This is a genomic window from Variovorax sp. 350MFTsu5.1 (genome assembly GCF_048302515.1).
Lineage (GTDB): Bacteria > Pseudomonadota > Gammaproteobacteria > Burkholderiales > Burkholderiaceae_C > Variovorax > Variovorax guangxiensis.
On the sequence record NZ_CP157620.1, the window covers coordinates 2,120,630 to 2,145,176 of the forward strand.

At 65.7% G+C, this 24,547-nt stretch carries 27 protein-coding genes; 14 read left to right on the plus strand and 13 right to left on the minus strand.

Going from position 1 to position 24,547, the window contains the following annotated elements; translation table 11 throughout:
* Positions 1 to 143 precede the first annotated feature (143 nt).
* The 4 genes from glnA (at position 144) to ntrC (ending at position 4,906) form a co-directional block, all read left to right on the plus strand.
* Positions 144 to 1,559, plus strand: a complete 1,416-nt coding sequence (glnA, locus tag ABL843_RS09410; protein WP_126024534.1) for a type I glutamate--ammonia ligase — start codon at positions 144 to 146, stop codon at positions 1,557 to 1,559.
* 164 nt (positions 1,560 to 1,723) lie between these two features.
* The gene (locus tag ABL843_RS09415) at positions 1,724 to 2,239 is read left to right on the plus strand and encodes a hypothetical protein (RefSeq protein WP_184635873.1); all 516 of its coding nucleotides are present in this window, start codon (positions 1,724 to 1,726) and stop codon (positions 2,237 to 2,239) included.
* Between the two features lie 6 nt (positions 2,240 to 2,245).
* Positions 2,246 to 3,325, plus strand: a complete 1,080-nt coding sequence (gene glnL / locus ABL843_RS09420) for a nitrogen regulation protein NR(II) (RefSeq protein ID WP_126024536.1) — start codon at positions 2,246 to 2,248, stop codon at positions 3,323 to 3,325.
* Positions 3,326 to 3,352: 27 nt separating this feature from the next.
* Complete coding sequence (ntrC, locus tag ABL843_RS09425) at positions 3,353 to 4,906, plus strand: nitrogen regulation protein NR(I) (RefSeq protein ID WP_418119673.1); 1,554 nt, start codon at positions 3,353 to 3,355, stop codon at positions 4,904 to 4,906.
* Positions 4,907 to 4,951: 45 nt separating this feature from the next.
* Here the strand turns inward: ntrC and ABL843_RS09430 are convergent, their stop codons facing one another.
* Together ABL843_RS09430 and xth are read right to left on the minus strand one after the other, a co-directional pair.
* Positions 4,952 to 5,467 (minus strand): hypothetical protein, encoded by a 516-nt coding sequence (locus ABL843_RS09430; protein ID WP_184635877.1) that lies wholly within the window; start codon positions 5,465 to 5,467, stop codon positions 4,952 to 4,954.
* Positions 5,468 to 5,470: 3 nt separating this feature from the next.
* Entirely contained in the window at positions 5,471 to 6,256 is a 786-nt protein-coding gene (xth, locus tag ABL843_RS09435; protein ID WP_184635879.1) for an exodeoxyribonuclease III, read from the minus strand.
* Between the two features lie 308 nt (positions 6,257 to 6,564).
* On the opposite strand from xth, the gene ABL843_RS09440 reads away from it, so the two are divergent.
* Together ABL843_RS09440 and ABL843_RS09445 are read left to right on the plus strand one after the other, a co-directional pair.
* Positions 6,565 to 7,647 carry a hypothetical protein gene (locus tag ABL843_RS09440; RefSeq protein ID WP_418119674.1) on the plus strand — a complete coding sequence of 361 codons (1,083 nt, stop codon included), beginning with the start codon at positions 6,565 to 6,567 and terminating at the stop codon, positions 7,645 to 7,647.
* 279 nt (positions 7,648 to 7,926) lie between these two features.
* Complete coding sequence (locus tag ABL843_RS09445; RefSeq protein ID WP_418119675.1) at positions 7,927 to 9,024, plus strand: ABC transporter substrate-binding protein; 1,098 nt, start codon at positions 7,927 to 7,929, stop codon at positions 9,022 to 9,024.
* Between the two features lie 9 nt (positions 9,025 to 9,033).
* On the opposite strand, the gene ABL843_RS09450 is transcribed toward ABL843_RS09445, so the two are convergent.
* Positions 9,034 to 9,927: a LysR family transcriptional regulator gene (locus tag ABL843_RS09450; protein WP_418119676.1), complete on the minus strand. Its 894-nt coding sequence runs from the start codon at positions 9,925 to 9,927 to the stop codon at positions 9,034 to 9,036.
* Positions 9,928 to 10,019: 92 nt separating this feature from the next.
* Here ABL843_RS09450 and ABL843_RS09455 point away from each other — a divergent pair, with 92 nt between their 5' ends.
* Entirely contained in the window at positions 10,020 to 10,808 is a 789-nt protein-coding gene (locus ABL843_RS09455; protein WP_418119677.1) for a class II aldolase/adducin family protein, read from the plus strand.
* 27 nt (positions 10,809 to 10,835) lie between these two features.
* Positions 10,836 to 11,813 carry a Bug family tripartite tricarboxylate transporter substrate binding protein gene (locus ABL843_RS09460; protein ID WP_369658949.1) on the plus strand — a complete coding sequence of 326 codons (978 nt, stop codon included), beginning with the start codon at positions 10,836 to 10,838 and terminating at the stop codon, positions 11,811 to 11,813.
* A gap of 98 nt (positions 11,814 to 11,911) precedes the next feature.
* Here the strand turns inward: ABL843_RS09460 and ABL843_RS09465 are convergent, their stop codons facing one another.
* The 7 genes from ABL843_RS09465 to ABL843_RS09495 all read right to left on the minus strand — a co-directional run bounded on the left by ABL843_RS09465 (position 11,912) and on the right by ABL843_RS09495 (position 18,129).
* Entirely contained in the window at positions 11,912 to 12,970 is a 1,059-nt protein-coding gene (locus ABL843_RS09465; protein ID WP_418119678.1) for an MBL fold metallo-hydrolase, read from the minus strand.
* A gap of 175 nt (positions 12,971 to 13,145) precedes the next feature.
* The gene (locus ABL843_RS09470) at positions 13,146 to 14,138 is read right to left on the minus strand and encodes a zinc-dependent alcohol dehydrogenase family protein (protein ID WP_418119679.1); all 993 of its coding nucleotides are present in this window, start codon (positions 14,136 to 14,138) and stop codon (positions 13,146 to 13,148) included.
* A gap of 41 nt (positions 14,139 to 14,179) precedes the next feature.
* Positions 14,180 to 14,758, minus strand: a complete 579-nt coding sequence (locus tag ABL843_RS09475; RefSeq protein ID WP_418119680.1) for an amino acid synthesis family protein — start codon at positions 14,756 to 14,758, stop codon at positions 14,180 to 14,182.
* A gap of 7 nt (positions 14,759 to 14,765) precedes the next feature.
* The gene (locus ABL843_RS09480) at positions 14,766 to 15,734 is read right to left on the minus strand and encodes a Bug family tripartite tricarboxylate transporter substrate binding protein (RefSeq protein WP_418119681.1); all 969 of its coding nucleotides are present in this window, start codon (positions 15,732 to 15,734) and stop codon (positions 14,766 to 14,768) included.
* Positions 15,735 to 15,883: 149 nt separating this feature from the next.
* Positions 15,884 to 16,747, minus strand: coding sequence for a fumarylacetoacetate hydrolase family protein (locus ABL843_RS09485; protein WP_418119682.1), 864 nt, complete (start codon positions 16,745 to 16,747; stop codon positions 15,884 to 15,886).
* 53 nt (positions 16,748 to 16,800) lie between these two features.
* Positions 16,801 to 17,352 (minus strand): VOC family protein, encoded by a 552-nt coding sequence (locus ABL843_RS09490; RefSeq protein WP_126024564.1) that lies wholly within the window; start codon positions 17,350 to 17,352, stop codon positions 16,801 to 16,803.
* A gap of 60 nt (positions 17,353 to 17,412) precedes the next feature.
* Positions 17,413 to 18,129, minus strand: coding sequence for a GntR family transcriptional regulator (locus ABL843_RS09495; protein WP_418119683.1), 717 nt, complete (start codon positions 18,127 to 18,129; stop codon positions 17,413 to 17,415).
* A gap of 125 nt (positions 18,130 to 18,254) precedes the next feature.
* Here ABL843_RS09495 and ABL843_RS09500 point away from each other — a divergent pair, with 125 nt between their 5' ends.
* Together ABL843_RS09500 and ABL843_RS09505 are read left to right on the plus strand one after the other, a co-directional pair.
* Positions 18,255 to 18,764 (plus strand): NADPH-dependent FMN reductase, encoded by a 510-nt coding sequence (locus ABL843_RS09500; RefSeq protein ID WP_418119684.1) that lies wholly within the window; start codon positions 18,255 to 18,257, stop codon positions 18,762 to 18,764.
* A 56-nt stretch (positions 18,765 to 18,820) separates the two neighbouring features.
* Positions 18,821 to 20,467 (plus strand): phospholipase D family protein, encoded by a 1,647-nt coding sequence (locus tag ABL843_RS09505; protein ID WP_418119685.1) that lies wholly within the window; start codon positions 18,821 to 18,823, stop codon positions 20,465 to 20,467.
* On the opposite strand, the gene ABL843_RS09510 is transcribed toward ABL843_RS09505, so the two are convergent.
* The 3 genes from ABL843_RS09510 to ABL843_RS09520 all read right to left on the minus strand — a co-directional run bounded on the left by ABL843_RS09510 (position 20,464) and on the right by ABL843_RS09520 (position 22,219).
* The gene (locus ABL843_RS09510; protein WP_418119686.1) at positions 20,464 to 20,883 is read right to left on the minus strand and encodes a low affinity iron permease family protein; all 420 of its coding nucleotides are present in this window, start codon (positions 20,881 to 20,883) and stop codon (positions 20,464 to 20,466) included. The two genes, ABL843_RS09505 and ABL843_RS09510, sit on opposite strands and share 4 nt — an antisense overlap.
* A 147-nt stretch (positions 20,884 to 21,030) precedes the next feature.
* A complete protein-coding gene (locus tag ABL843_RS09515) occupies positions 21,031 to 21,600 on the minus strand; it encodes a hemerythrin domain-containing protein (protein WP_221297386.1) in 570 nt (189 codons plus the stop codon).
* A 127-nt stretch (positions 21,601 to 21,727) separates the two neighbouring features.
* On the minus strand, positions 21,728 to 22,219 hold the full coding sequence (locus tag ABL843_RS09520; RefSeq protein WP_184635907.1) for a hemerythrin domain-containing protein: 492 nt from the start codon (positions 22,217 to 22,219) through the stop codon (positions 21,728 to 21,730).
* Between the two features lie 317 nt (positions 22,220 to 22,536).
* On the opposite strand from ABL843_RS09520, the gene ABL843_RS09525 reads away from it, so the two are divergent.
* The 4 genes from ABL843_RS09525 (at position 22,537) to ABL843_RS09540 (ending at position 24,496) form a co-directional block, all read left to right on the plus strand.
* Positions 22,537 to 22,872 carry a hypothetical protein gene (locus tag ABL843_RS09525; RefSeq protein WP_126024569.1) on the plus strand — a complete coding sequence of 112 codons (336 nt, stop codon included), beginning with the start codon at positions 22,537 to 22,539 and terminating at the stop codon, positions 22,870 to 22,872.
* Between the two features lie 53 nt (positions 22,873 to 22,925).
* A complete protein-coding gene (locus ABL843_RS09530) occupies positions 22,926 to 23,363 on the plus strand; it encodes an Hsp20/alpha crystallin family protein (protein ID WP_418119687.1) in 438 nt (145 codons plus the stop codon).
* Positions 23,364 to 23,382: 19 nt separating this feature from the next.
* Positions 23,383 to 23,793, plus strand: coding sequence for an Hsp20/alpha crystallin family protein (locus tag ABL843_RS09535; protein ID WP_418119688.1), 411 nt, complete (start codon positions 23,383 to 23,385; stop codon positions 23,791 to 23,793).
* Between the two features lie 214 nt (positions 23,794 to 24,007).
* Positions 24,008 to 24,496, plus strand: coding sequence for a ferritin-like domain-containing protein (locus tag ABL843_RS09540; protein WP_418119689.1), 489 nt, complete (start codon positions 24,008 to 24,010; stop codon positions 24,494 to 24,496).
* Positions 24,497 to 24,547 lie beyond the last annotated feature (51 nt).

Genomic DNA, 24,547 nt, shown 5'->3' on the forward strand with positions numbered 1-24,547 from the left:
TCAATGCACCAAAATAGTGAATTTCCGCCTTCATTTGGGTTCCACGGCGGTCATCGAAGCCTCATCCGGCGAGGCGACAATGGCACAGAAACTGCATCCCACGTCCCTGTATTCCTAACCACCATCCAACTCAGGAGAAACTGATGGCAAAGACCGTCGCCGATGTACTCAAGCTCGTCAAGGAAAACGAGGTCAAGTTCGTCGACTTCCGCTTCACCGATACCCGCGGCAAAGAGCAGCACGTGACCGTGCCGGTCTCGGCTTTCGACGAAGACAAATTCACCTCGGGCCACGCATTCGACGGCTCGTCCATCGCCGGCTGGAAGGGGATCGAAGCTTCGGACATGCAGCTCATGCCCGACCCGAACACCGCCAACATCGATCCGTTCTTCGAAGAGACGACGATGATCCTGACCTGCGACGTGATCGACCCCGCCGACGGCAAGGCCTACGAGCGCGATCCGCGCTCGCTCGCCAAGCGCGCCGAGGCGTACATGAAGGCATCGGGCCTGGGCGACACCGCCTATTTCGGTCCGGAACCCGAATTCTTCGTGTTCGACGGCGTGCGCTGGAAGAACGACATGTCGGGTTGCTTCGTGAAGATCGAATCCGAAGAAGCCTCGTGGAACACCGACAAGGAGTTCGAGCACGGCAACAGCGGCCACCGTCCCGCGGTCAAGGGCGGCTACTTCCCGGTTCCCCCGGTCGACAGCTTCCAGGACATGCGCTCGGAAATGTGCCTGGTGCTCGAATCGCTGGGCATCCCGGTCGAAGTGCATCACCATGAAGTGGCCAACGCCGGCCAGCTCGAGATCGGCACCAAGTTCAGCACGCTGGTGCAGCGCGCCGACTGGGTCCAGCTGCAGAAGTACGTGATCCACAACGTTGCCCACGCCTACGGCAAGACCGCCACCTTCATGCCCAAGCCCGTCGTCGGCGACAACGGCTCCGGCATGCACGTGCACCAGTCGGTCTGGAAGGACGGCAAGAACCTGTTCGCCGGCGACGGCTATGCAGGCCTCTCGGACTTCGCCCTGCACTACATCGGCGGCATCATCAAGCACGCCCGTGCCCTGAACGCCATCACGAACCCCGGCACCAACAGCTACAAGCGCCTGGTCCCCGGCTTCGAGGCCCCGGTGAAGCTGGCCTACTCGGCCAAGAACCGCTCGGCATCGATCCGCATTCCGTTCGTGGCCAACCCGAAGGGCCGCCGTGTCGAAGCGCGCTTCCCCGATCCGCTGATGAACCCGTACCTCGGTTTCGCGGCCCTGCTGATGGCAGGCCTCGACGGCGTGGAAAACAAGATCCATCCGGGCGAAGCCGCCAGCAAGGACCTGTACCACCTGCCGCCGGAAGAAGACGCGCTGATCCCGACCGTCTGCCACAGCCTCGACCAGGCCCTGGAAAACCTGGACAAGGACCGTGCGTTCCTGACCAAGGGCGGCGTGTTCACCGATGCCTACATCGACGCGTACATCGACCTGAAGATGCAGGAAGTCACGCGCTTCCGCATGGCGACCCATCCGGTCGAGTTCGACATGTACTACTCCCTGTAATCGGTTCCCCCCAGACTGCATGCGCCTTCCTCACGGGAGGTGCAGGCCTGATGGGTCATGAAGGACGGCTCGGCCGTCCTTTTTCTTTTGGGTGGAACATCTGGTCACTTTTGCCGTCGAATTGCACGAAAATGCGCCTTTGTCGCCGCTCTCCACCGATACACATGAAGACTGCTTCCCTCATTTTCCTGGCTGGTTCATTGGTCGCGTTGCCGGCGCTTTCGCAGGAGCGCGTCTGGCGCTGCGGCAACGAATACACGAACAACTCCACCATCGCGCAGCAGAAGGGCTGCAAGGTGATGGAAGGCGGCAACGTCACGGTGGTGCAGGGCACGAGGGCTTCGGGCGGCGGTTCCGCATCTTCCTCTTCGGGCGGTGGCTCTTCGGCGGCGCGTTCACCGGCCGGCAGCCCCCGCGTGGAAGGCGTCGACCAGCGTGCCCGTGACGGCGAGGCGCGCGCGGTGCTCGAGGCCGAGCTCAAGAAGGCCGAGGCGCGGCAGGCCGAGCTGCAGAAGGAATACAACAACGGCGAGCCCGAGAAGCAGGGCAGCGAAGGCCGCAATTACCAGAAATACCTGGACCGCGTCGCCGAGATGAAGGCCGAGCTGGCGCGCAACGAGAGCGACATCGCCGGCATCCGCCGCGAGATCGCCCGGCTGCCCGCCAAGCAGCCTCAGTAAGACGCCATGGTGTTCGGGAAGAAGGCGGCCGGCGCCAATTCGCGCTTCCAGTCCTTCGACCTGCTGTCCACGCTGATCGCGGTGGTCGACAGCAAGGGCTCGGTACTGTTCGCCAACGCGGGGCTCGAGGACGCGCTCGGCACATCGCGCCGCACGCTCGAAGGCTCCCAGTTCGGCGCGTGCTTCCACGAGCCGCAGGTGCTGCGCACGGCCATCGACGGCGCGAGCAGCAACGACTTCGCCACGCTGCGCTACGAAGCCTTCCTGCGCCGCGTGAACCACGAGCTGATGCCGGTGCAGGTTTCGCTCGCGCACGGCGAGAAGAAGGGCGAGCTCATCATCGAAATGTCGCCGCTGGAGCAGCAGGTGCGGCAGGACCGGGAGGAGCGGCTCATCGACCAGGCGCAGGCGAACAAGGAGCTCATCCGCAACCTTGCGCACGAGATCAAGAACCCGCTGGGCGGCATCCGCGGCGCCGCGCAGCTGCTGCAGATGGAGGTCGAATCGCGCGACCTCGTCGAATACACCCAGGTCATCATCCACGAGGCCGACCGGCTGCAGACGCTGGTCGACCGGCTGCTGGCGCCGCACCGCCGCCCTCACGTGGTGGGAGACGTCAACATCCACGAAGTCTGCGAGCGGGTGCGCTCGGTCATCCTCGCGGAGTTTCCGCGCGACCTGCACATCGAGCGCGATTTCGACGTTTCCATTCCCGAGTTCCGCGGCGATCGTGAGCAGCTCATCCAGGCCACGCTGAACATCGCGCACAACGCGGCGCAGGCGCTGGCGGAGCGCCGCGCCGCCGGTGACGCGCAGATCACTTTCAAGACGCGGGTGGCCCGCCAGGTGATCTTCAACAAGCAGTGGTATCGACTGGCACTGGAATTGCATGTAATCGACAATGGACCGGGTGTGCCGGACACGATCAAGGACCGCATCTTCTATCCGCTCGTATCGGGCAGGGAAGGCGGGACCGGGCTGGGATTGACGCTCGCGCAGACTTTTGTGCAACAGCATCACGGCGTGATCGAGTGCGACAGCGTCCCGGGCCGAACCGATTTCAAGATATTGATACCGCTGCCCTAGCGCAGCCACCGGCAACAGAGGAGATGCATGAAGCCGATCTGGATAGTTGATGACGACCAATCGATTCGCTTCGTGCTCGAGAAGGCTCTGCTGCGCGAAGACCTGCCCACGCGCAGCTTCACCAACACGCGCGAAGTTCTGGCGGCACTCGAGCAGGCCGCCGACGACGACCAGCTCGCGCCCCAGGTCCTGGTGAGCGACATCCGCATGCCCGGCGGTTCCGGGCTCGACCTGCTCGACAAGATCAAGGCCCTGCACCCGGGCCTGCCGGTCATCATCATGACGGCGTTCTCCGACCTCGACAGCGCCGTCTCGGCGTTCCAGGGCGGCGCCTTCGAATACCTGCCCAAGCCCTTCGACCTGCCGCGCGCGGTCGAGCTCATCCGCCGCGCGGTCGACGAAAGCCAGCGCGAGGAAGTGGCCGAGGAGCGCATGGTCGCCGCGCCAGAGATGCTCGGCCAGGCGCCCGCCATGCAGGACGTGTTCCGCGCCATCGGGCGTCTTTCGCAGAGCAACGTCACGGTGCTCATCACCGGTGAATCGGGCTCGGGCAAGGAACTGGTGGCGCGCGCGCTGCACAAGCACTCGCCGCGCGCCAACGGCCCCTTCGTGGCCATCAACACCGCCGCCATCCCCAAGGACCTCTTGGAGAGCGAACTCTTCGGCCACGAGCGCGGCGCCTTCACCGGCGCGCAGACCATGCGCCGCGGCCGCTTCGAGCAGGCCGAGGGCGGCACGCTCTTCCTCGACGAAATCGGCGACATGCCCTTCGACCTGCAGACGCGCCTGCTGCGCGTGCTGAGCGACGGCCATTTCTACCGCGTGGGCGGCCACAACTCGGTGAAGGCCAACGTGCGCGTCATCGCGGCGACCCACCAGGACCTGGAGCAGCGCGTCAAGCTCGGCGGCTTCCGCGAAGACTTGTTCCACCGCCTCAACGTGATCCGCCTGCGCCTGCCGGCCCTGCGCGAGCGCGGCGAGGACGTGCCCGCGCTCACGCGCCACTTCCTGCAGGTGAGCGCGCGCCAGCTCGGCGTGGAGCCCAAGCGCATCTCTGATGCTGCATTGGCGAAGCTCGCGGCATTCAATTTCCCGGGCAACGTGCGCCAGCTGGAGAACATCTGCCACTGGCTGACGGTGATGGCACCGGCCCAGCTGATCGAGGCGAAGGACCTGCCGCCCGAAGTGATGATGGCGGGCGGCACAGGTGCAGAAGCGCATGCCGTGGCCGACGCGCCGTTCGTCGCATCGACGCCCGTGGCGGCACAGCCTGCGCCCTCGCTGCCGGTGACCGGCGGCGAGGCGGTGTCCTCCGCGCTTGCCGTCTCCGAACACGTCGAGACTCATGCTCCAGCAGCGAGCACCACCAGCAGCTGGGAAGGCGGCCTGGAGGCCGAGGCGCAGGCCCTGCTGGCTGCCGGCCGCACCGACGTGTGGGACGTGCTTTCGCGCCGATTCGAGTCGAGGCTGATCCTCACCGCGCTGGCCAACACGCGCGGCCGCCGCATCGAGGCGGCGCAGAAACTCGGCATCGGGCGCAACACCATCACCCGAAAGATCCAGGAACTCGGCATCGAATGAAAAAGGCCCCTTCAGGGCCTTTTTTCTTTCTTCCGCTTCGCTCTTTCAGCGGCTGCGCTGCCCCTGCGTCAGCGAATCGATCTGGAACTTGTCGCTGCGGTCCCAGAGCCAGGTGTCCACGTAGGTGTGGCCTCCGAGCTTGCCCGGGTTGGGCAGGGGAGAGGCGGCCTTGATCATCTCCGCGATCATCGGCGCCACCTCCGGCGCATGGCTCGGCGTTCGGCTGAAGGTGACGTTCACCACCTTGCCCGTCGCGTCGATGTCGGTCTCGACCACCACCACCGCATACACCAGCGGCGGCAGCTTGCCCTTGTAGATGCGGCTCGCGTACTTGTTGTAGATGTGTCGCGCGCCGATCTTGCGGTAGGCGCGCACCGCGGGCGTCTGCGCGGTGATGAGCCGCACGGTCGGCACCTCGCGGCCGTCGGTCGTGGTCTCGCCGGTGGAAGAGGGCGGGGTGCCCTTGTTGTCGCCTTCCTCCGCCTTGTCGGCCGGCTTCAGCAGCGAACAGGCCGAGAGCATCAGCGCGACGGCGGCCACTGCCAGTTTGCGCGCGGCCATGGCCTAGGCCCCCAGGTCCAGGTCGAGCACCACCGGGGCATGGTCGCTCGGTTTTTCCCACTTGCGCGGCACGCGGTCGATGATGCAGCCCTTCACGCGCGGCACCAGCGGCTCGCTCACCAGGATGTGGTCGATGCGCAGGCCGCGGTTCTTCTGGTAGCCCAGCATGCGGTAGTCCCACCACGAGTAGCTCTTCTCGGGCTGCTCGAACATGCGGAAGCTGTCCTTCAGGCCGAGATCGAGCAGCGCCTTGAAGTGGTTGCGTTCTTCGGTCGTGTGGTGGATGGTTTCCTTCAGGCCCACGGGGTCGAAGCTGTCGCGGTCTTCGGGCGTGATGTTGAAGTCACCCAGCAGCACGAGGTTCGGGTTGGCCGCCAGTTCCTGCCGCAGCGCGTCGCGCAGCGCGTCGAGCCACTTCATCTTGTATTCGAACTTGTCCGTACCCGGCGCCTGGCCGTTGACGAAGTAACCGTTGACCACGCGCAGCGGACCCGACGCTGTCTCCACCGTGGCCGCGATCACGCGCGACTGGTCGTCGCTGAAGCCGGTGATGTTCTTCACCACGTCGCCCACCGGCGCGAGGCTGAGGATGGCAACGCCGTTGTAGGTCTTCTGGCCGAACACCGCGGCCTCGTAGCCGGCCGACTTGAGCACGTCGAGCGGGAATTTGTCGTCCGTCATCTTCAGCTCCTGCAGGCACAGCACGTCGACAGGGTTGGCGATGAGCCAGTCGAGCACGTGCTGCAGGCGCGCGGTGAGGGAGTTGACGTTCCAGGTGGCTATTTTCATGAAATTCGCTAAGTTATTGAGTGCATTTGGCGGTTCGTACCCTTTGGCATACCCGTTTTTTGAACCGCTGCCCCTGGGCCGCGGGTACACCGACCCAGCCAGCTTAGCAAAAGCCCCGGGCGAAGCTGGTAGCAAAAAGCACCGGACGGCATCGGCGTTGTCGCCGTGAGCGTGTTCTGGCTTCCGGGCTGACGGCTCCACGTCGTTCCGGCGCAAACAAAATGCCGATGACTTTCTGCACTGGGATCTTTGCGCCCCTCACAGAGAGACTTCGAAGACTCAAATCCTTGGTCTCAGGAGGGCACGTCGTGAAGAGAAACGTTTTGCACGCATCGGTCGCGATGACCGCTTCGAATGGTGGCTGCAAGGAGCGGTCACGAACGAAAAGCCGGATTGTCGCGGCGTCGGCATCCGTACTTGTTCTGGGCGTGCTTCAAGGCTGCGGGGGCGGAGGCGGCAGCGGTGGCGGCGGACTCGCCCTGTCTCCGGCCGCGTCGTCCGGCGACAAGCCGGCAATGGCATCCGATACCGCACCGTCATCCAAATCCGAGACGCTTCCTGTATCCGATCCGGGCGAGTGCCTGACGGCACCGCAGCCCGGTTCGATCGCGGATGTGGGCAACGGGATCGAGGGTGTCTGGGAGGCGCCACCGCTCGCCGGAGGCTTCAGTGGCGGAAGCATGCAGATCGACAGCGCTGCCAGGGTGCAAGGCTCAACCTTTGAACTCATGACCTTGAGCGGAGCGCAGTTCCCCAGGCTCGATGCGTCGTTCTACGGCGACATCGTTTTCAGCGCCGCCAACTCGAGCTGGCAGTTCAACCTCGGCTCAGGAGTGCTCTATCCGGAGATAGGCAACCCGAAGCCTCTGTCGGGCAACGGAAGCTTCAGCGCCAACAGCACCCTGAGCGGCAACTACACCGTCGGAGCTTCCGCCTCCAGGACTTTCGGCCCCTGGGCCTATTCGCCCGGCAATTCGCTCGCCGTGGATTCGACGGTGCTTGCCAAGCGCTGGGGCGATCTGAACGCGGCAACTGCGGGCGAGCTCGTCGTGGCGCCGGATGGCTCGTTCACCGGCGCGATCTCGCCGATGATGGCTTACGGCCTTGGCATGTGCGCGTTCTCCGGCAGCTTCCGGCATCGCGATGCCGGCACATTGAAGAACGACCTCGTTTTCGACTTCGTGGCCACCGATGTCGCCCAGCCCGGCCAGACGCCTTGCAGGATGCTCGACTACAGGGCCGGCTCGGCCCACGTTCACGTCACCCAGGCCACCGCCGCGGATGTTTGCAAGCGCTCGATGTCCCTGTGGATGGTCTTCGAGGATGCCGCTAGGAAGCCTTTGGCCAGTATCAACTTCTACGGGATGCGGCCTGCTCCGGCCTCCCTGTGAGGCGGGGCGCCTTCCGGATACGGGGTTCGACGGGCTCGTGCTAGGCAGCGGAGGAGACAGCGGCGTCGGGCAGATCCATTCGCATGCCAGCAGCGACTCACGGCCGCATGATCCCTGACAGTCGAAAGCAAGTCGACCACCTTGCAACTGGCGGGTACCGCGGAGAAGGTATCTGTCGTGAAGTGTGCGTTGGCGCACATCCTCGGTCGAAGGGAGGGCCTACGCTGGGTGCTTTCCATTCTTCCCGACGCGATCATGAAGCTGTTCCGCTCCTTTCCCATGACTGTCCTGGCGGCCGTGCTGGCAGCCGGAACTGTCAACCTCTCGGCTCATGCCCAGCAAGCACCGGCGGTGGCTCCCCCGACGGCCACCGCAGCAGAGCGCGACGGTGGCGGCCTGAGCCTGAACGATCTCTACCAGGCGGCCCTGAAGGAAGGCGGAACGCTGACCGTCTACGCCGGCGGCGACGAGGTGACGCAGGGGTTCGGCATCAAGTCCGCCTTCGAGCGGCAGTTCCCGGGCATGAAGCTGGACCTGGTCGTCGACCTGAGCAAGTACCACGACGCGCGCATCGAGGAACAATTGCTGCGCAAGGACCTGCAGGTGGACCTCGCCCATCTGCAGACGCTGCATGACTTCGACGATTGGGCGGCCCGCGGCCTGCTGCTTGCGTACAAGCCCATCGGCTGGGAGCAGATCCCCCCGGCCTACAAGGACCCCCAGGGCCGCTTCACCGGCCTGTTCATGCTGACCTTCGCCAACAGCTACAACAAGAACTACGTCTCGGCCGAGAACGCGCCTCGCGACTACGTGGATTTCCTCAAGCCGGAGTTCAAGAACCGCATCATCATCACGTACCCCAACGACGACGACGCGGTGCTGTATGTGTTCGACAAGATCATCCAGAAGTACGGCATCGGCTTCATCGATCAGCTGAAGGCCAACGGCGTGCAGTGGGTGCGCGGCACGCAGACGCCGCGCGACGCCGTCGAGGCCGGCAAGTACGCCGTCTCCACGGGAACCTCCGGCAGCTTCATTCCGGTCGAGTCGTCGTCGCTGCGCTTCGTGCTGCCCAGGACCGATCCTTTCCTGACCTGGGCCCAGACCGGCGCGATCTTCAAGGACGCCAAACATCCTGCGGCGGCGAAGCTCTACATGAGCTGGACGCTGTCGCTGCCCGTGGCTTCCAACCCTCGGCAGTTCCCTATCCGCAAGGACGTGCAGCCCCTGCCGGGCTTCAAGGGCATCGAGCAGTACAACACCAGCCCCGAGGACTTTCATGCCTTCATGAAAGACCGCGCACGCGTGGAGCGCCTCAAGAGCCTGTTCGAACGCCTGATCGGGCCGGTGCAGGGCATCTCGCCGCTGAAGGACTGACAGCAAGCGTCAGGGCTGGTATTGGAAGAGCGCCTGGCCGTCGCCTTCCAGCAACTCCAGCGTCCTGCGTACGGCGGGCGAAAGGTAGCCTTCCCTGCGCAGCGCGACGCCGAACTCCCGGGGCATGGCGAGTTCGGGCACCGCCAGCGCGACCAGTCCTTCTGGCAGCATGCTGTGCGAGGTGAACACGATCACGTCGTGGAGCCTGGCGATGCCCAGCAGCAATGCCGGCGAGTTGGACTGCATCTGGATGGCTGGCGCGGCCAGCTGCAAGTCCTGCAGGCGGCGGTCCCACCACTGGCGGCTCGGGATCTCGCGCGTCGGCATGGCCCAGGGCCACGCCATCAATTCAGCGGCGGTCACGTATCCGCGAGCTGCGAGCGGATGGCCTGCACGTACCGCCGGGCCGACCATGTCGTCCGCCAGCGGCACCGTGCGCAGATCGGGGTCCGGCGGCAGCAGGCCGAGCAGCAGGTCGATACGGCCCTCCCGCAGTTCGCGGCGCATGCCCACGTTGGTGCCGAGCAGCACCTGGAGCCGGACGCCGCTTTGCTGCAGCAGTCGCGCGCAAATCTGCGGCAGCACGTGCGCCGCCGTGCTGAGGCCGCTGCCGATGCGCACGTCGCCGATCGCACCGGTCGAGAAGTCGCGCAGTTCCTGCTGCACCTGGCTCGCATGCTGCAGCAGCGGCCGTGCGCGTTCGAGCAGCAGCAAGCCGGAGGGTGTCAGCGTCACGCCCTGGCCGTCGCGCTCGATGAGCCGCTCGCCTACCGCGGCTTCGAGGCGGCGGATGCACTTGGTGATGGCAGGCTGGCTGCGCCCGAGGAGTTCGGCGGCGCGGCTGACGTGGCCCAGGGTCGCCACCGTCTCGAAGAATTTGAGGTCGCGGAGGTTGTAGTCCATGAAAAAAGGATATGGCGTCCGCACCATTAGCGATTGGACCTCGCCAGGGCGACGCCGGACGATATCGCCATTTTCAGGAAGGATGGCATTTCATGCTTGTGCAAGACGGAAGGGTTCGGATCGCCTCGATGCGCGACCGCTGTTCGGAAGCGGAATGGCAGGCGAGGGTGGACCTGGCAGCCTGCTATCGCTTGATCGACTTCTACGGCATGGCCGACATGATGGCCAACCACATCTCCATGCGCGTGCCGGGCGAGGAGGCGTTCCTCATCAACCCGTACGGCATGATGTACGAGGAGATCACCGCCTCGTGCCTGATCAAGGTGGACCACGCCGGCACCATCCTCGCCAGCCCCGATTTCGGCGCGCTGGGCTATGGCGTCAACAAGGCCGGCTACGTGATCCACAGCGCCGTGCACGAAGCACGGCCCGAGGTGGCCTGCGTGATCCACACGCACAGCTGGGCTTCGATGGCGGTGTCCGCGCTCGATTGCGGCCTGTTGCCCATCACCCAGACCGCCATGCGCTTCCTGAAGATCGGCTATCACGACTACCAGGGCGTCGTGCTCGATACGAAGGAGCAGGCCTCGCTCATCGAGGACCTCGGCCAGGGTGAGGCCCTGATCCTGCGCAACCACGGTGTGCTGACAGTAGGGCGCACCGTCGGCGAGGCGTTCAACTGGATGCACCGCCTGGAACTGGCCTGCCGGGCGCAGCTTGGCGCGATGGCCTGCAACGTGCCATTGCGGCCGGTATCCGCCCAGGTGCTGCAGGAAACCTGGAACCAGTACCAGCCCGGCACTCGCCGACCCTACGGCGTGATGGAGTGGCCGGCCCTGCTTCGCAAGCTCGACCGGCTGGACCCCAGCTACGCGCTCTGACCACGACCAGAACATATGGAGACATCGATGAACATCCCCAATCCCTCGAGAAGGCGCGCACTGCTGCTGGCGGGCGCCGCGGCGTTCAGCTTCTGCACGGCGGCTACGGCCCAGACCTACCCGTCCAAACCCGTGCGGGTCATCGTGGCGTTCACTGCCGGCGGAACCACCGACATCCTGGCGCGCGCCGTGACGCAGAAGCTCTCGGAGAAGCTCGGCCAGCCCTTCGTCATCGACAACAAGCCCGGCGCCGGCGGCAACATCGGCACCGAGATGGCCGTGCGTGCCGCGCCCGACGGCTACACGCTGATCGTCAACTCGGTGGGGCCCATGGCCGTGAACCAGACGCTCTACAAGAGCTTGCCCTACGACCCGCTGAAGGACCTGGTGCCGATCGTGCAGATCGCCGACGTGCCCAACGTGCTGGTGGTGCACCCCAGCGTCCCGGCGAAGACGCTGGAGCAATTCATCGAGTACGCGAAGGCTCATCCCGGCAAGCTGTCCTACGGCTCCACCGGCGTCGGCACTTCGTCGCACCTGTCGAGCTACATGCTGGGCCAGCGCAGCGGCATGAACACGGTGCATGTGCCCTACAAGGGCGCCAACGTGCTCAACGACCTGCTGGCGGGGCGGCTTCAGTTCATGTTCGCCACGGTACCGTCGGTGATCCAGCACATCCGCGCGGGCAAGCTGCGGGCGCTGGCCGTCTCCAGCGAGGGGCCCTCGCGCTCCTTGCCCGGCGTTCCGACGGTCGCCGAGAAAGGCTTCCCGGGTTTTTCCGCCGGTTCATGGTTCGGTTTCTTCGCGCCCAAGGGCACGCCGGCGTCCGTCATCCAGCTGGTGAACAAGACCGTGAACGATGTGCTGCCATCGCTGCAGGAGCAGATGGTGCGGGAAGGTGCCGATCCGGTGGGAGGCACCCCCGAGCAGTTCGGGCAGTTCGCTCAGCGCGAGCACGAGAAGTGGAAGGCGATCGTGCGGGATTCCGGCGCCTCCATCGATTGAGCGGCGCCTTGCCCACGTTCCGCGGAGCGCTGTGCTACCTGCCAATTCGATTGCCGGAGACGACTTCATGGGCGCTCGAGGCGCATCGCACCGAGTGCCTACGCGCTCCACACCACCTGTGTGGCCCGCGCGCATTCGTTCATGACCGTCAGTGCCCGCACGACGTTGGCCGTACCCATGACGAAGGGGTTGCGGCTGCTGCCGCCCTGTTGGCGGGCCTGCAGCTTCTTCACCGCCTCGTCGAAGAGGTCGTGATTGGAGATGAACACGTCCACGCCCTGCGCCTCGACCAGGCGGCGCACGCGCTCCGTCTGGTCGATGTAGGCCTGCAGCCTCTGCATGCGGTCGGGGCTGCGCTGGAAGTTGAACGCGGTGCCTCCCCACAGCAGCGCACGGTGGCGTTTCGCGCCTTCGCGCACGTCGAAGAGCAGCGAGACCGTGCCCATCGTGTGGCCGGGAGTGAGCAGCACGTCTATGCGCGTATCGCCCGAGCGCAGCGTCTCGCCTTCCTTGAGCACCAGGTCGCGCTTGGGCGGACGGCCCCAGTCGGGGCGGTCGAATTCCAGCTTCGTTTCCGTCATCGTCCAGTCCGCCTCGCTCATGGCGGCGCGGGCACCGGAAATCGACTTGAGATGACCGAAGCCGCCGTAGTGGTCGCCATGGCCGTGCGTGATCAGCACCGTGCGGATGGTGGCCGGGTCCTGTCCCAGTGTGCGCAGGCCGGCGGCCACCAGGGTGCGGGCTTCGTCGTCGTTGTCCATCGCGTCGATCACGACCAGGCCTTCCGAGGTGGACAGGCCCCAGGCGCTCACCCATTTGTTGCCGACGAAGCACAGGTTGTCGAAGGCCCAGCCCGGGGCCGGCGCGGGCAGTGCCATCAGCGCTTCCGGCGACACCGGTGGCGCGCTGGGCGTGGGCGAGATGCCGTCGCCCAGGCGCATGTACGCGAGCAGATCGTCGCCGGCGGCTCGCCGGGCCGCGTCCAGGTGGGCCTGGGCCTTGGCCGGAAGAGGTCCGGTGGTCTGCGCCCCGGCCAGCGGGAACGCGCAGCACAGGCAGCCTGCGGCCAGCAGGCGCCGGCGGTTGAGCGCCACGCCCTCGGGCGTAGGGGACGCCCCCGATGGGGTGCGCAGGAACGCGAACAGCGAAGAAGCCATGGTCGATCTCCTCAGGGTTGAACGTATGCAGTCTTGACGGTGGTGTGGAACGCGGACGATGGCATCCCGCATTTCGATGCGGTCAAGGCAAGCGCCTGAAGCACGGGGCTGCAAATGCGGGCAAGGAGGGAGAGAGCTGATTCATGGACTGCCGGCATGGCCGTCGGTGGCGCTCTCAGGGCTTCAGAACGATCTTGCCCAAGGTAGCGCCCACGTCCAGCAGCTCATGGACCTTGCGGGCCTCGCCGAGGCCATAGATGCTCGTGGGCGGGGCCTTCACCGCACCCTGGCGCATCAGCTCGATGGCCTTGACCATGAGGCCGCGGCGCTGCTCTCGATCCGCATCGAAGGTGTGGATGGAGAAGGTCCGAACGGCCAGGCTCTTGGTCAGCAGGGCCCGCAATTCCTGGAACACGTCGTTGGAGGGAGGGCCCCCTGCGATGTTGTAGGAGACCGCGGTGCCCATCGGCGCGAGCGAGCGGATGCAGGCCACCAGCAGGCGGTCGCCCACGTGGTCGAAGGCCAGGTCGACGCCCCGGCCATCGGTCGCTTCCATCACGCGCTGCGCAAGGCCTTCGGGATCGGGGTCGACCAGGATGCTGACGCCATGCTTGAGCGCATGCGCCTGCTTGGCGGGGGTCGAGGCCGTGCCGATGACGGTGATTCCGTGGAAGGCCGCGAGCTGGGTGAGTGCCGTGGCCACGCCGCCGGCAGCGCCGGGGACGAGAATGGAGCGCAGGGGCTGAACGGCCGGCACGCCGAGCAACAGGGCCTGTGCCAACTGCACGTTGCCCAGGCTGCAGGCGTCGGCGTCCGGGATCTCGTCGGGCAGCAGGAACGGCGCTTCGGCGGGAACGCTGATGTATTCCGCGTAGCAACCTCCGCGTTCGGGCAGCTCGCGCGAGCTCACGAGCACGCGGCGGCCGAGCAGGCTCGATGCCACGCCTTCCCCCACGGTCTCGATCACGCCGACCATCTCGTTGCCCGGGATGGCGGGAAGCGGAGGCATCCACTTGTAGATGCCCTTTCGAATGAGGACATCGGGGCCGCCCGCGCCGATCGCCGATGCCTTGACGCGCACCTGCCCCGGCCCGCAGGCCGGAATCGCGAGTTCCACCGTCTCCAGCGCATCGGGGCCGCCGGGCGTGCGGACCTGGATCGCTCTCATCGTTTCAGCCATTGCTCGTTCGCTCCTGTCCGTCCAAGGGTTCAGCGTTGCCCGTCATTCACGGAAACCTGCTCTTTGGTCAGCCCGCCGAGGCGTGAATGCACGCGTCCGCCGGTGCCCATGACCAGCGCGAACAGGATCTCGTTGGGCCGCGGCGCGTCCTGGATGCCGATCTCCATGCTGTTGAAGTGGCTGCGCACGTAGCAGGCATGGATGTAGTGCAGCGGCACCATCAGGCGGTAGCCCGTGGCGGCCACGGCCTTGGCGGCCGGCACGATCGCCTTGGGCTCGTTGAGCACGGCGCGCATGGCCCAGCCGCCTGCTTCGTGCCAGACCGCACCATGCTCCATCTCGCCATTCACGCCGACGATGGCGGCCTTGCTGTAGACCTCGACCTTATCCCTGCCCAGCGTATCGACCAGCTCCGTCGCCAGCAGGGTGCCGAGCGAGCGCAACTCGGCCATGAAGGGCATCAGGTCGGGCTCGTATCGACCGGCGTAGGGGTTCTGGATGACGGCGCAGCTGGCCGCGAGTCTGAGCGGCGTGTCGACCGCCGGGCCGCCTTCATGGAAGACGGTCTCGATGGTCAGGCTGCGCTTGCGGATCTGGATCAGGGACATGGGGACCTCACTGTTTGGGGATATGGGCTTCGTTCACCACCGTCGTCCACTTGCGCAGCTCGTTCTGGACCAGCTGCCGCATTTCTTCGGGAGTGCTGCCGCGCGCTTCGCCGCCGATGTCTTCGAGGCGAGCGCGCACTTGAGCGGATTCCAGCGACTTCTGCACGGCGGCGTTGAGTTGTTCGACGATGGGGCGGGGCGTCCCGGCAGGCGCCATCAGGCCCGCCCAGGACGTGACTTCATAGCCGGCGACGCCTTGCTCCTGCACTGTGGGCAGTTGCGGCATCTGGGACCAGCGGCGCGGGCCGGTGGTGGCCAGTGCGCGCAGCTTGCCCGCCTTGAGGTTGCCCATGACCGCCGTCGGCGGCGAAATGATGAAGGGTACCTCTCCCGAGAGGATCGCGGTGATCGACGCCGCATCGCCGCGGTACGGCACATGGAGCATGGGCACGCCCGCGGTCTTGACCAGCAGCTCGCCCGCCAGGTGGTGCGTGCTGCCGATGCCTGCCGTGCCGTAGGAGATGTTGCCGCCGGGCGCGCGCGCCGCTTTCAGCAGATCCTGCAGCGAGGCATAGGGCGAGTCGGCACGCACCACGATCAGGAAGGGGAAGAAGGTGATCGTGGAGATCATCTCGAAGTCCGAGACGGTCTGGTAGCTGAGCTTGCCGTAGAGCGCGCCGGCCACCGCATGGCCGCCGGTGGCCAGCAGCAGGGTGTAGCCGTCGGGCTTGGCGCGGGCCACCGCGGCCGAGGCGATCGTGCCGCCGGCGCCGGTCTGCGCCTCCACCACCATGGGCTGGCCCAGGGTCTTCGTCATTTCGTTGCCCACCACACGAGCGATGGTGTCCGCGTTGCCGCCTGCGGCGAAGCCCTGCAGGATCCGAACGGGCCTGTCGGGATAGCCCTGGGCCCGCGAGATCGAAGGGATGGCGCAGGCCAGGCTCAGGCCTGCGGCGAGAAAGTCTCTGCGCTGCATGATGTTGTCTCCGTCGTTTTGAATGAGGGTCCGCCTGCAAGGCGGAGGGCAGACGGCGCCCCTGCAGGCGTGCCGCTGCCAGCGCCGGCGGGGTCAGCTCCGCAGGCGGCAGGAAAGGCGCCGACGGTGTCGGCGCGCAGCAAGGGGCCTCAGGCCTGCTGGACGATCGGGTTGCGCAGCACGCCGATGCCTTCGATCTCGACTTCGCACACGTCGCCCGGCTTCATGTACTGCGGCGGCTTCTTGCTCCAGCCCACGCCGGCGGGCGTGCCGGTGATGATCACGTCGCCCGGGCTGAGCGTGAAGATGGTGGAGGCATAGTTGATGAGCCTGGGCACGCTGAAGATCATGTGCCCCGTGTGGCTGGACTGCACCACCTGGCCGTTCAGCCGCGTCTCGAGCTTGAGCTCGCGGCCCGGCGCGATCTCGTCGGCCGTCACCATCCAGGGACCGAAGCCGCCGGTCGACTCGAAGTTCTTGCCCGAGGCGATCTGCTTGGCGTGGAACTGCCATTCGCGCACGCTGCCGTCGTTGTAGCAGGAGTAGCCGGCGATGTGGTCGTATGCATCCGCTTCCGCGATGTTGCGGCCACCCTTGCCGATGATGACGGCGAGTTCGCCTTCCCAGTCGAGCGAGTCGGACACGTTCGGCCGCACTATGGGCTGGTTGTGGGCCGTCTGCGAGCGCCATACGCGCAGGAAGATGGGCGGCTCCGCGGACAGCTCGCGCTGCATGCCCGCGGCCAGGACCTCCTGGTGGTGATCCATGTAGTTGCGCACCGCGCAGACGATCTTCTCGGGGCGCGTGATCACCGGCAGGTAGGTGATGTCCGCCAGCTTGGCGACCGCCGGCAGGCCTTCCACATGTTGCGCGGCGTACAGGTAGTCGCCAGACGCGATGTAGTCGAGCAGCGTGGGCTGCTGCGGGCGGGACTGGGCGAGTTCGACGACGCCGTCGCCGACGACGGCGCCCCAGGTTTCGCGACCTTGGTGCAGGAAAGAAAGCAGCTTCATGGAATCTCCGTGGAATGGGAAGGGTGGATGCGGTTACTGAACGGCGCCGGCGCTCAGGGCGCGGCAGGTGAACGGGCCTGGAACTGGGCCTGCCACTGCTCCAGCGGCATGAAGGTCGGGTCGCTGCGGCAGATGGCCTCGGTCTCGCGCATCAGGGTCTCGTCGTCCTTGCTCAGGTCCAGCGGATCGCCGTGCGGCTGCGACACGTAGAAGGGCATGTCCACGTAGATCTCGACCGTGTTGCCTTCGGGGTCCTTCAGGTAGATCGATAGCGCGTTGCCGTGGTTGAGGCCGCGCAGGTCTGTGGCCCCGCGTTCCAGGGCCCGCTGCGAGACGTCGCGCAGGTGCTGGATGCTGGGCACCACGAAGGAGATCTGCATCACCGTGCTGAAGGTCGCATCCGCCGGGCGGCCGGAGGCGAGCACCAGCTGATGGTGTTGATCGGGGCTCGCGCTGGTGAAGACCAGCTGGTTCTTGAAAGTCCTTCCCACGCCACGGTCGGTGACGGTCAGCTCGAAGGTCTCTGTGTAGAAGGCGACCATCTTCTCCAGGTCGGTCACGAAGATGCCGAAATGGGAAGGCGTGGGTCTGAGGACCTTGAGCATGCTGTCTTGTCTCCGACGAAAGCGGTGTTGTTATGGAAAACGGGGCGATCCGGGGAAGGGTCAGGGGACCGGCGGCACCCCGTCCTTGAGGATGGCCTCGACGTTGCGCAGCGTGCCGAGCATGTGCTCCTCCAGCAATGCGCACGCGGTGTCGGCATCGCGCTTGAGCGCTGCATCGAGGATGCGGCGGTGCTCGTTGGTCTTGCGCTTGAGCGTCTTGCGGAAGCGTCCGCTGAATCGGCGGTACCTTTCGGCCTGGTCGAACAGGCTCTCGCTCCAGCGGAGCTGGCGCTGCGATGCGCAGGCCGCCAGAAGAGAGAGGTGAAAGCCGCGGTGCAGATCGGCCCAGGTGTCGTCCAGGATCACGGGACCGTCGGACAGGCGCGACTCCACCAGTTCCAGCCGGTGAAAGGCCGCGACCACATTGCCTTCCCATGCGTCGTCGCCGCGCTGGATCGAATCGCGCAGCGCCTGCACGTCGAGCATCAACCGCATGTGCGTGATGTCGGCCATGTCGGCCGCCGACAGGAGCGCCACGCGGAACCCGCGCCGCTCGTCGGCGGTGACCAGCCCTTCCTGCGACAGCCGGCTGAGGGCCTCGCGCAGCGGGCTGCTGGAAAACCCATAGGCGTTCTGCAGATCGTCGACCTTGAGCTTGGTGCCGGCCGCGAAGGTGCCACTGAGCACGTCATGCCGCAGCCGCGCCAAGGCCTGGTCGACCAAGGTGGGCTCTCGCTGGGTTGTCTGCATTTTCTGCATGGATTGCATTTTGTGCATAAAATTGGTTTTGTCAATATTTTGTTGGGATCCTGATGATGACTGCTTCCCGTTTGGATGTCGTTCCTTCCGCTGTTCGCCTTCTCGGCATTTCCGGCAGCCTGCGCCGGGGCTCGTACAGCACCATGCTGTTGCGCCACCTCGCGGCGCGGCTGCCCGCCGAAGTGAAGCTGCAGGTGGTCACCCTGGAGGAAGTGCCTCTGTACGACGCCGATCTGGACGGCGCAAACCCGCCGGCAGGCGTGGCCGCACTGAAGGCCGCCATCGCAGAGGCCGACGGCCTGGTGCTGTGCTCGCCCGAATACAACTACGGCATGCCGGGCGTGCTCAAGAACGCCATCGACTGGGCTTCGCGTCCGGCATTTGCTTCGCCGTTGAAGGGCAAGCCATCGCTGGTCGTCACGTCCTCGCCCGGCGCACTCGGCGGCGTGCGGGCGCAGGCGCAAGTCAGGGATGCGCTGGCCGCCACCCTGGCTCGGCCGCTGTCGCGCCCGCACGTGGCCATTCCCGTCATCGGCTCGCGCTTTCGCGACGGCGAACTCGTGGATGCCACCGCCCTGGAAATGCTCGACGGCGCCGTGGCCGATCTTCTTCAGGAAGTGCGGTTGATACGCGCCGCGACGGAAGCGGCGTGACGAGCCCCTCGCGACAAAGCTCGCCTGGAACTGCCTTCACTCGATCGTTCATCGTCATGAAGAAGACCTGCTGGACGCCACTGTTGATCGCCGCGCTGCTGATGCTGCTCCTCCAGGGCTGCGCGTCGTTGCCGCCACCTTCGCAGAGTCGGCAGGCCGATACATCCATCGCGGCCAGTACCGGCACCGCGCTTGGGCGCATCGCAGCGCAGAGCGTTCCTGCAGGAGAGTCGTCGGCCTTTCGACCGCTGCCCTTGAGCGCCTACTCGATGGATGCACGGCTGGCCTTGGCACGCCACGCCCAAGGCTCGCTGGATCTGCAGTATTACCTCCTGCAGAACGACGTGACGGGGCACGTGCTGCTGCAAGCCGTGAAAGATGCGGCGCTTCGCGGCGTGAGGGTGCGGGTCTTGGTGGACGACATGTACACGGCCGACAGCGACGGCATGTTGCTTGCGCTGGCGGCCTATCCCAATGTGCAGGTTCGCCTGTTCAACCCGTTCCCGGCAGGTAGGGCCTTCGCGTCGACGCGCTGGGCATTCTCATTGCTCGACTTCTCGCGCTTGAACCATCGGATGCACAACAAGATGTTCATCGCCGACGGTGCCTTCGCGGTCGCGGGCGGGCGCAACATCGCGAACGAGTATTTCTTTCACGACAAGGAAGGAAATTTCCTCGACTTCGATCTGCTGCTGGCGGGAGCCGCGGTGCCGAAGATGCAGGCCATCTTCGACACCTACTGGAACAGCCCGCACGTCTATCCGCTCCATGAGATCGAAGTCAGCCGAGAGACGCCGCAAGCCCTGCGGGATTCCTTCGACAAGCTGGTGGCCGACGGCGAAGCGGCTTACCCAACGCCGCCGCCGGACTCGCCAGACCTGCTCGGCTACAGGCCACTGTCGGGCGACCTCTCGAGGCCCGTGCCGCTCAAGATGCTGTATGGGCATGTCGACGTGTTTGCCGACAACCCCGAGAAGGTGAGCGGTCGTGCCGAGCAGGGCGACGACGCGAGCACCGTCACGTCGCGGGTGATCGAGGCGATGCGTGCAGCCCGGTCGGACATCGCGCTGTCCACTCCCTATTTCATTCCTGGGCAGCGGGGTCTCGCGCTGTTTGGAGAACTGCGCCAGGCAGGACGGCGCATTTCGCTGCTGACCAATTCGCTTTCGTCGAACGATGAACCGTTCGCGAGCGCAGCCTACGCCAGATACCGTGTCCCGATGCTCAAGCTGGGGGTGGAGATCGACGAAGTCGACGCGGGCCAACTCAAGCAGCTTGCGATGCGCACCACAGGCGTGCCTGACGATGAGGCCGGCGCGGGCGACGCCAGGGCGGCATCCGGAATCACGGCCTCGTCGCTGAAGAATGCGGTGGGACGTTCGCATGCCAAGCTGCTGGTGATCGACCGTCGCAGCAGCTTTGTCGGGTCCATGAACATGGATCTGCGCTCCTCGCGCCTGAACACCGAGCTCGGCCTGATCATCGATTCGCCAGCACTTGCCAAGGACATATTCGGGCTGATCGACGGGGCGCGCGCATCGGGTACCTATCACCTGCGCCTGCTGGAACCAGGCGATCGGCTGCAGTGGATCAGCACCCGGAACGGCACCGAAGAAATCCACGACCATGAGCCTGAAGTGGGACTGGGAACGCGCCTGCAGCTGCTGTTTTTCTTTCCATTCGTCAGTGAAGGTCTGCTCTAGTCTCCTTCGGGGGGCTCGTGCCCGCGCCTGCGGCGTTCGGCCCGCGTCTGCTCGAGCGCGGCATGGCCTTTCCTGGCCGCTGCTTCGCATCTTTCATGCAGAGCCGTCAGTTCCTGGTCGGTGAGCTTCTCGATCCCCATGAATTCGTTCTGCGCGTCGGACGAGCGAATGAGTTCGTCGAGCTTGGTCTGCAGCGCCACGCCGTCGCGGTTCTGGGTGTTCTGGATCAGGAACACCATGAGGAAGGTCACGATGGTCGTGCCGGTATTGATGAGGAGTTGCCACGTTTCCGAGTACCCGAAGAACGGTCCGGCGATGGCCCATGCAATCACCACAGCCACACAGGCCAGGAAGGTGAGGGGGCTGCCCGCGATATGGGCGATCCGGTTGGCGAAGCGGGCGAAGACGTGGTCCATGGGGTGAAACTCTCCTGCGGCGGAGAGCGAGATTGGCCGGTGCCTCGGTGCCCGAACGTCGGCCATTGCCGCAAGAAGCCTGCAGGAAAGATCCGGAAATGCGTCAGCGCCGGCCGGACGATTCGATGCCGATAGGCCTTTCGCCGCTCAAGCCGCCTTGCCACGCTTGTCGCGAGCTGGCATCCCCCTATGCCCCGTGCGCTGGGCCATCAACAAGCCCACGGCGCCGATGCCGAGCGCGGTGAGCGCAAGGACGTTGCCCGATGCGGCCCGCCCCATGTCGAGCGCGATTTCGCCGCTGCGCGGACCCACCAGCTGGAGGCGACGTTTGGTCATGCGCATGCCGAGTTCGCCCAGCTCGTCGGCCAGGAGGCGCTCGGCCTCGGGAATCACGAGCGTTTCCTCGTCCGCCACGTGGTGCATCACGTCGCGCATCAGGTTCGCCACGGTTTCGTCGTAGTCGCGCGCTTCGGGCTCCATCTGCCGCAGCAGGCCGATCAGCCGCCGCATCTCCTGGTGCTCCTCCAGCGACTTGGCGATGAGCTCGTTCTGCGTGACCGCGCGCACCGCCGGGTAGAAGATCTCTTCCTCCAGCTGCGCGTGGATCTCCAGCGCCGTGCACATGGTGTTGACCAGGCCTTTTTTCACGCGCCTGGGCGCGCCCGCCTTGTACTGATGGAAGGTGGAAAGCACGTGCGTGTGATCCAGCCGGATCATGTTCGTCGCGCTCGGGAAAAGTCGGGAAAGAAGTCCGGTCACGAGGGCCTCCAGAACAGTAAGGCAGCGTGATGCTGGGTGAATAGGCCCGAAGTCGCCCGCCGGCGTCTTCGGGGAGCGGGCGAACTCAGGCGACGGCGCCGAGTTCCTCCATCAGTTCTTCCTTGCGGGCGGCCAGTTGCTCGCGCATGGCGACCAGGTCCAGCCCACGGGCGGCGCGCGCCTTCACGAAGATCTCGTTGCGCTCCTCCTTCACATGGTGATCGATGTACTCGCCCAGCACGATGACCTTGGCGTCGAACATCTCGTCGACCGCCGTGGCTCCCTGGATCTGCGCTATCAGGTCCTTGGCGCTCGCATGTTCCACCGCGGCTTCGTCGAGCAGGTCGGTCTCCTTGAGTGCCTTGCGGAGGGCGGGATAGAAAATCTCTTCCTCGATCTGCGTGTGGACCGTGAGCTCCATGCAGATCTCGTTGGCAAGCTCGCGCTTCTTCTGTTCGGCCGAAGCGGCGCGCGAATGGGTGAGTTCCTCGTATTCCTTGAACATCTTTTTGACTTTGCGGTGGTCGGCGTCCAGAAGGCTGCAGGCATCGGGTTCTGCGCGTCGGGAAGTTGGCATCGTGGGCTCCATCGGTTGGGTTGTCGAAGGCCGAACCATGGGGTGGCGATCGAAGCACCGGCGTAGGAAGGCGCCGTATCCGCGTAGCGGAGGGCGTGAGACGCGGCTTCCTGCGGTCCCTTCCCCGCAGGCTTGCGGCAGACCTCAGCCCGGCCCTCGTGGCCGAGCTTTTTACTCGGCTTTGTGAACGCACCGCGATGCCTTTCCCGGCATGCCGCGCAGGTTCGGGGTGCCGAAAATTTCCCTCTTGAAATTCGCGGCACGTCGCCTATCTTCACCTCCGTCGGAAATTGGTCGACCGAAAAGGAGGTATCGAAATGACCATGAACTTGCTCAAGCAAATCGCCGGCTCTCGCCTGCCTGTCACGTTCTACCGCACGGAGGACATCGATCAGGTCAGGGTGTTGCGCGCCGCCGGGCTCGTCGTCGCGCTGGTGCCATCGCCTTCGGACCCGCTGTCCCTTTCCGGTTCCGCCCTGGCCGCGCAAGTGCTGGCCGTCACCCAGAAGGGGCGCGAGGAACTGGCGAAATTCAACTATCCGGAATCACGACCTCCGCGCTGGCGAAACCGTTTGCCGCGCATCACCGCACGGCTTCGCCCCTATGCGAACGGCTCCTCGCAGCCGACCCGTGCGCATCACCTGCCCCAGTAAGGGCTGCGGCCCATTCCAGGTTTTGTCCGTTCCAGCTTTTTGGAGGTTCAGCCATGTACCGGTCTTTCTTTCCCCGCGACATGCTCGCGGAAATGGATCGCCTGCAGCGGGACATGCAGCAGGCGTTCGATCTGGCCCCCACCATCCGGGGCTTCGGCAGCAACGGTTTTCCGGCGCTGAACGTCGGCACGACCGCGCAGGCGGTGGAAATCTATGCCTTTGCGCCCGGCGTCGACCCGGCCACGCTGGAGGTCCACCTCGAGCGCGGCCTGCTGACGATCGCCGGGGAGCGCAAGAGCGTGCTGCCTGAGGCGGGCGCTAAGGCTGCGGTGCACATCAACGAGCGCTTCGAGGGAGCGTTCCGCCGCATGCTCACGCTGCCCGACGATGCGGATCCCGAAGCGGTCGACGCCAAGCTGCGCGACGGCGTGCTGCGCATCACCGTTCGCCGCCGCGCGTCGGCCCAGCCGCGCCGCATCGCCGTCCAGTGAACCCAAGGAGATGAACACCATGAGCAACGACATCCAGACCCGTTCTTCCGGTGCTGCGGACAGCACCGATTCCAGGCAGAAGGCGTCGCGCTATGGCAGCGCGGCACTCACGCCCCCGGTCGACGTGATCGAGGACGCGGCCGGTATCACCCTCTACGCCGATCTTCCGGGGGTCTCGCGCGAGAACCTGAACCTGCATGTGGAAGCGGAGACCCTGACCATCGAAGCGCAGTCGAGCCTGAGCGTGCCCGATGGTCTGAAGACCAGCCACACGGAGGTCGGGCTCGGGCGCTTCCAGCGCGTATTCACGCTCAGCAAGGAGCTGGACACCGAGAAGGTTTCCGCCGAGCTCGCGCAGGGCGTGCTGAAGCTGCGCATACCCAAGGCCGAGCACGCGAAGCCGAGGCGCATCGACGTCGAAGTGAGCTGAGCGGCGAGCCGGCACGCGGGACGGCTGCCCCCGCGGCTGTCCTGCGCCGGCTTGCACGCGGCGGGAAATGACTGACAGTGCTCCTGCGGGGTGGACGACACCGTCCCCGCGGCGTGTGCGCACCATGGACTGCAGCGGGCCATTCCGGTCCGTCGGTCGAATGCAGACGCAAGCCGCCTGTTTCGGCCTTTGCCTCAACTTGAAGGAGCTTTCCATGCCTGACTACACAACCGCCGGCAACCCCGGCGCCACTGGATCCGATGAGGTGGTCGACGTACTCGACGACCTTCTCGAGAACGCGCGCGACGGCGAATACGGCTTCAAGGCCTGTGCCGACGAAGTCAACTCCACTCAGCTCAAGCAGGTCTTCCAGGACCGGGCTTCGCAGTGCGCCGCGGCTGCCTCGGAACTGGCGCAGCTGATCCGCCGGCTGGGCGGAAAGGTCGACGACGGCGGGACTGTGAGCGGCGCAATGCACCGAGGCTGGGTGCACGTGAAGGGGTCCCTCGGCGCCGACAGCGCACTGTCGATGCTGGAGGAGTGCGAGCGCGGCGAGGATGCCGCGGTGGCCCGCTACCGCAAGGCGCTGAAGGCGCCGATCCCGGCGGATGTGCGCTCCGTGGTGGAGCGTCAGGCCCAGGGGGCCCAGCGCAACCACGACCAGATCAAGGCCTTGCGCGACCAGATGCGCGCCAAAGCGTGAAGGGGCCGCGAAGCCCGACGCATCTGAAAATACGTCCCGGCGACCGCCGCA

What these genes read in the sequence shown, in the direction of transcription:
- ABL843_RS09505 (WP_418119685.1), top strand. Translation starts at nt 18,821, where the DNA reads ATGAAGAAGACCTGCTGGACGCCACTGTTGATCGCCGCGCTGCTGATG.
- xth (WP_184635879.1), bottom strand. Translation starts at nt 6,256, where the DNA reads ATGAAAATAGCCACCTGGAACGTCAACTCCCTCACCGCGCGCCTGCAG.
- ABL843_RS09450 (WP_418119676.1), bottom strand. Translation starts at nt 9,927, where the DNA reads ATGGACTACAACCTCCGCGACCTCAAATTCTTCGAGACGGTGGCGACC.
- ABL843_RS09520 (WP_184635907.1), bottom strand. Translation starts at nt 22,219, where the DNA reads ATGCCAACTTCCCGACGCGCAGAACCCGATGCCTGCAGCCTTCTGGAC.
- ABL843_RS09470 (WP_418119679.1), bottom strand. Translation starts at nt 14,138, where the DNA reads ATGAGAGCGATCCAGGTCCGCACGCCCGGCGGCCCCGATGCGCTGGAG.
- ABL843_RS09500 (WP_418119684.1), top strand. Translation starts at nt 18,255, where the DNA reads ATGCTGTTGCGCCACCTCGCGGCGCGGCTGCCCGCCGAAGTGAAGCTG.
- ABL843_RS09455 (WP_418119677.1), top strand. Translation starts at nt 10,020, where the DNA reads ATGCTTGTGCAAGACGGAAGGGTTCGGATCGCCTCGATGCGCGACCGC.
- ABL843_RS09515 (WP_221297386.1), bottom strand. Translation starts at nt 21,600, where the DNA reads ATGATCCGGCTGGATCACACGCACGTGCTTTCCACCTTCCATCAGTAC.
- ABL843_RS09530 (WP_418119687.1), top strand. Translation starts at nt 22,926, where the DNA reads ATGTACCGGTCTTTCTTTCCCCGCGACATGCTCGCGGAAATGGATCGC.
- ABL843_RS09465 (WP_418119678.1), bottom strand. Translation starts at nt 12,970, where the DNA reads ATGGCTTCTTCGCTGTTCGCGTTCCTGCGCACCCCATCGGGGGCGTCC.
- ABL843_RS09535 (WP_418119688.1), top strand. Translation starts at nt 23,383, where the DNA reads ATGAGCAACGACATCCAGACCCGTTCTTCCGGTGCTGCGGACAGCACC.
- ntrC (WP_418119673.1), top strand. Translation starts at nt 3,353, where the DNA reads ATGAAGCCGATCTGGATAGTTGATGACGACCAATCGATTCGCTTCGTG.
- ABL843_RS09490 (WP_126024564.1), bottom strand. Translation starts at nt 17,352, where the DNA reads ATGCTCAAGGTCCTCAGACCCACGCCTTCCCATTTCGGCATCTTCGTG.
- glnA (WP_126024534.1), top strand. Translation starts at nt 144, where the DNA reads ATGGCAAAGACCGTCGCCGATGTACTCAAGCTCGTCAAGGAAAACGAG.
- ABL843_RS09445 (WP_418119675.1), top strand. Translation starts at nt 7,927, where the DNA reads ATGACTGTCCTGGCGGCCGTGCTGGCAGCCGGAACTGTCAACCTCTCG.
- ABL843_RS09525 (WP_126024569.1), top strand. Translation starts at nt 22,537, where the DNA reads ATGACCATGAACTTGCTCAAGCAAATCGCCGGCTCTCGCCTGCCTGTC.
- ABL843_RS09430 (WP_184635877.1), bottom strand. Translation starts at nt 5,467, where the DNA reads ATGGCCGCGCGCAAACTGGCAGTGGCCGCCGTCGCGCTGATGCTCTCG.
- ABL843_RS09510 (WP_418119686.1), bottom strand. Translation starts at nt 20,883, where the DNA reads ATGGACCACGTCTTCGCCCGCTTCGCCAACCGGATCGCCCATATCGCG.
- ABL843_RS09480 (WP_418119681.1), bottom strand. Translation starts at nt 15,734, where the DNA reads ATGCAGCGCAGAGACTTTCTCGCCGCAGGCCTGAGCCTGGCCTGCGCC.
- ABL843_RS09495 (WP_418119683.1), bottom strand. Translation starts at nt 18,129, where the DNA reads ATGCACAAAATGCAATCCATGCAGAAAATGCAGACAACCCAGCGAGAG.
- glnL (WP_126024536.1), top strand. Translation starts at nt 2,246, where the DNA reads ATGGTGTTCGGGAAGAAGGCGGCCGGCGCCAATTCGCGCTTCCAGTCC.
- ABL843_RS09540 (WP_418119689.1), top strand. Translation starts at nt 24,008, where the DNA reads ATGCCTGACTACACAACCGCCGGCAACCCCGGCGCCACTGGATCCGAT.
- ABL843_RS09485 (WP_418119682.1), bottom strand. Translation starts at nt 16,747, where the DNA reads ATGAAGCTGCTTTCTTTCCTGCACCAAGGTCGCGAAACCTGGGGCGCC.
- ABL843_RS09415 (WP_184635873.1), top strand. Translation starts at nt 1,724, where the DNA reads ATGAAGACTGCTTCCCTCATTTTCCTGGCTGGTTCATTGGTCGCGTTG.
- ABL843_RS09475 (WP_418119680.1), bottom strand. Translation starts at nt 14,758, where the DNA reads ATGTCCCTGATCCAGATCCGCAAGCGCAGCCTGACCATCGAGACCGTC.
- ABL843_RS09460 (WP_369658949.1), top strand. Translation starts at nt 10,836, where the DNA reads ATGAACATCCCCAATCCCTCGAGAAGGCGCGCACTGCTGCTGGCGGGC.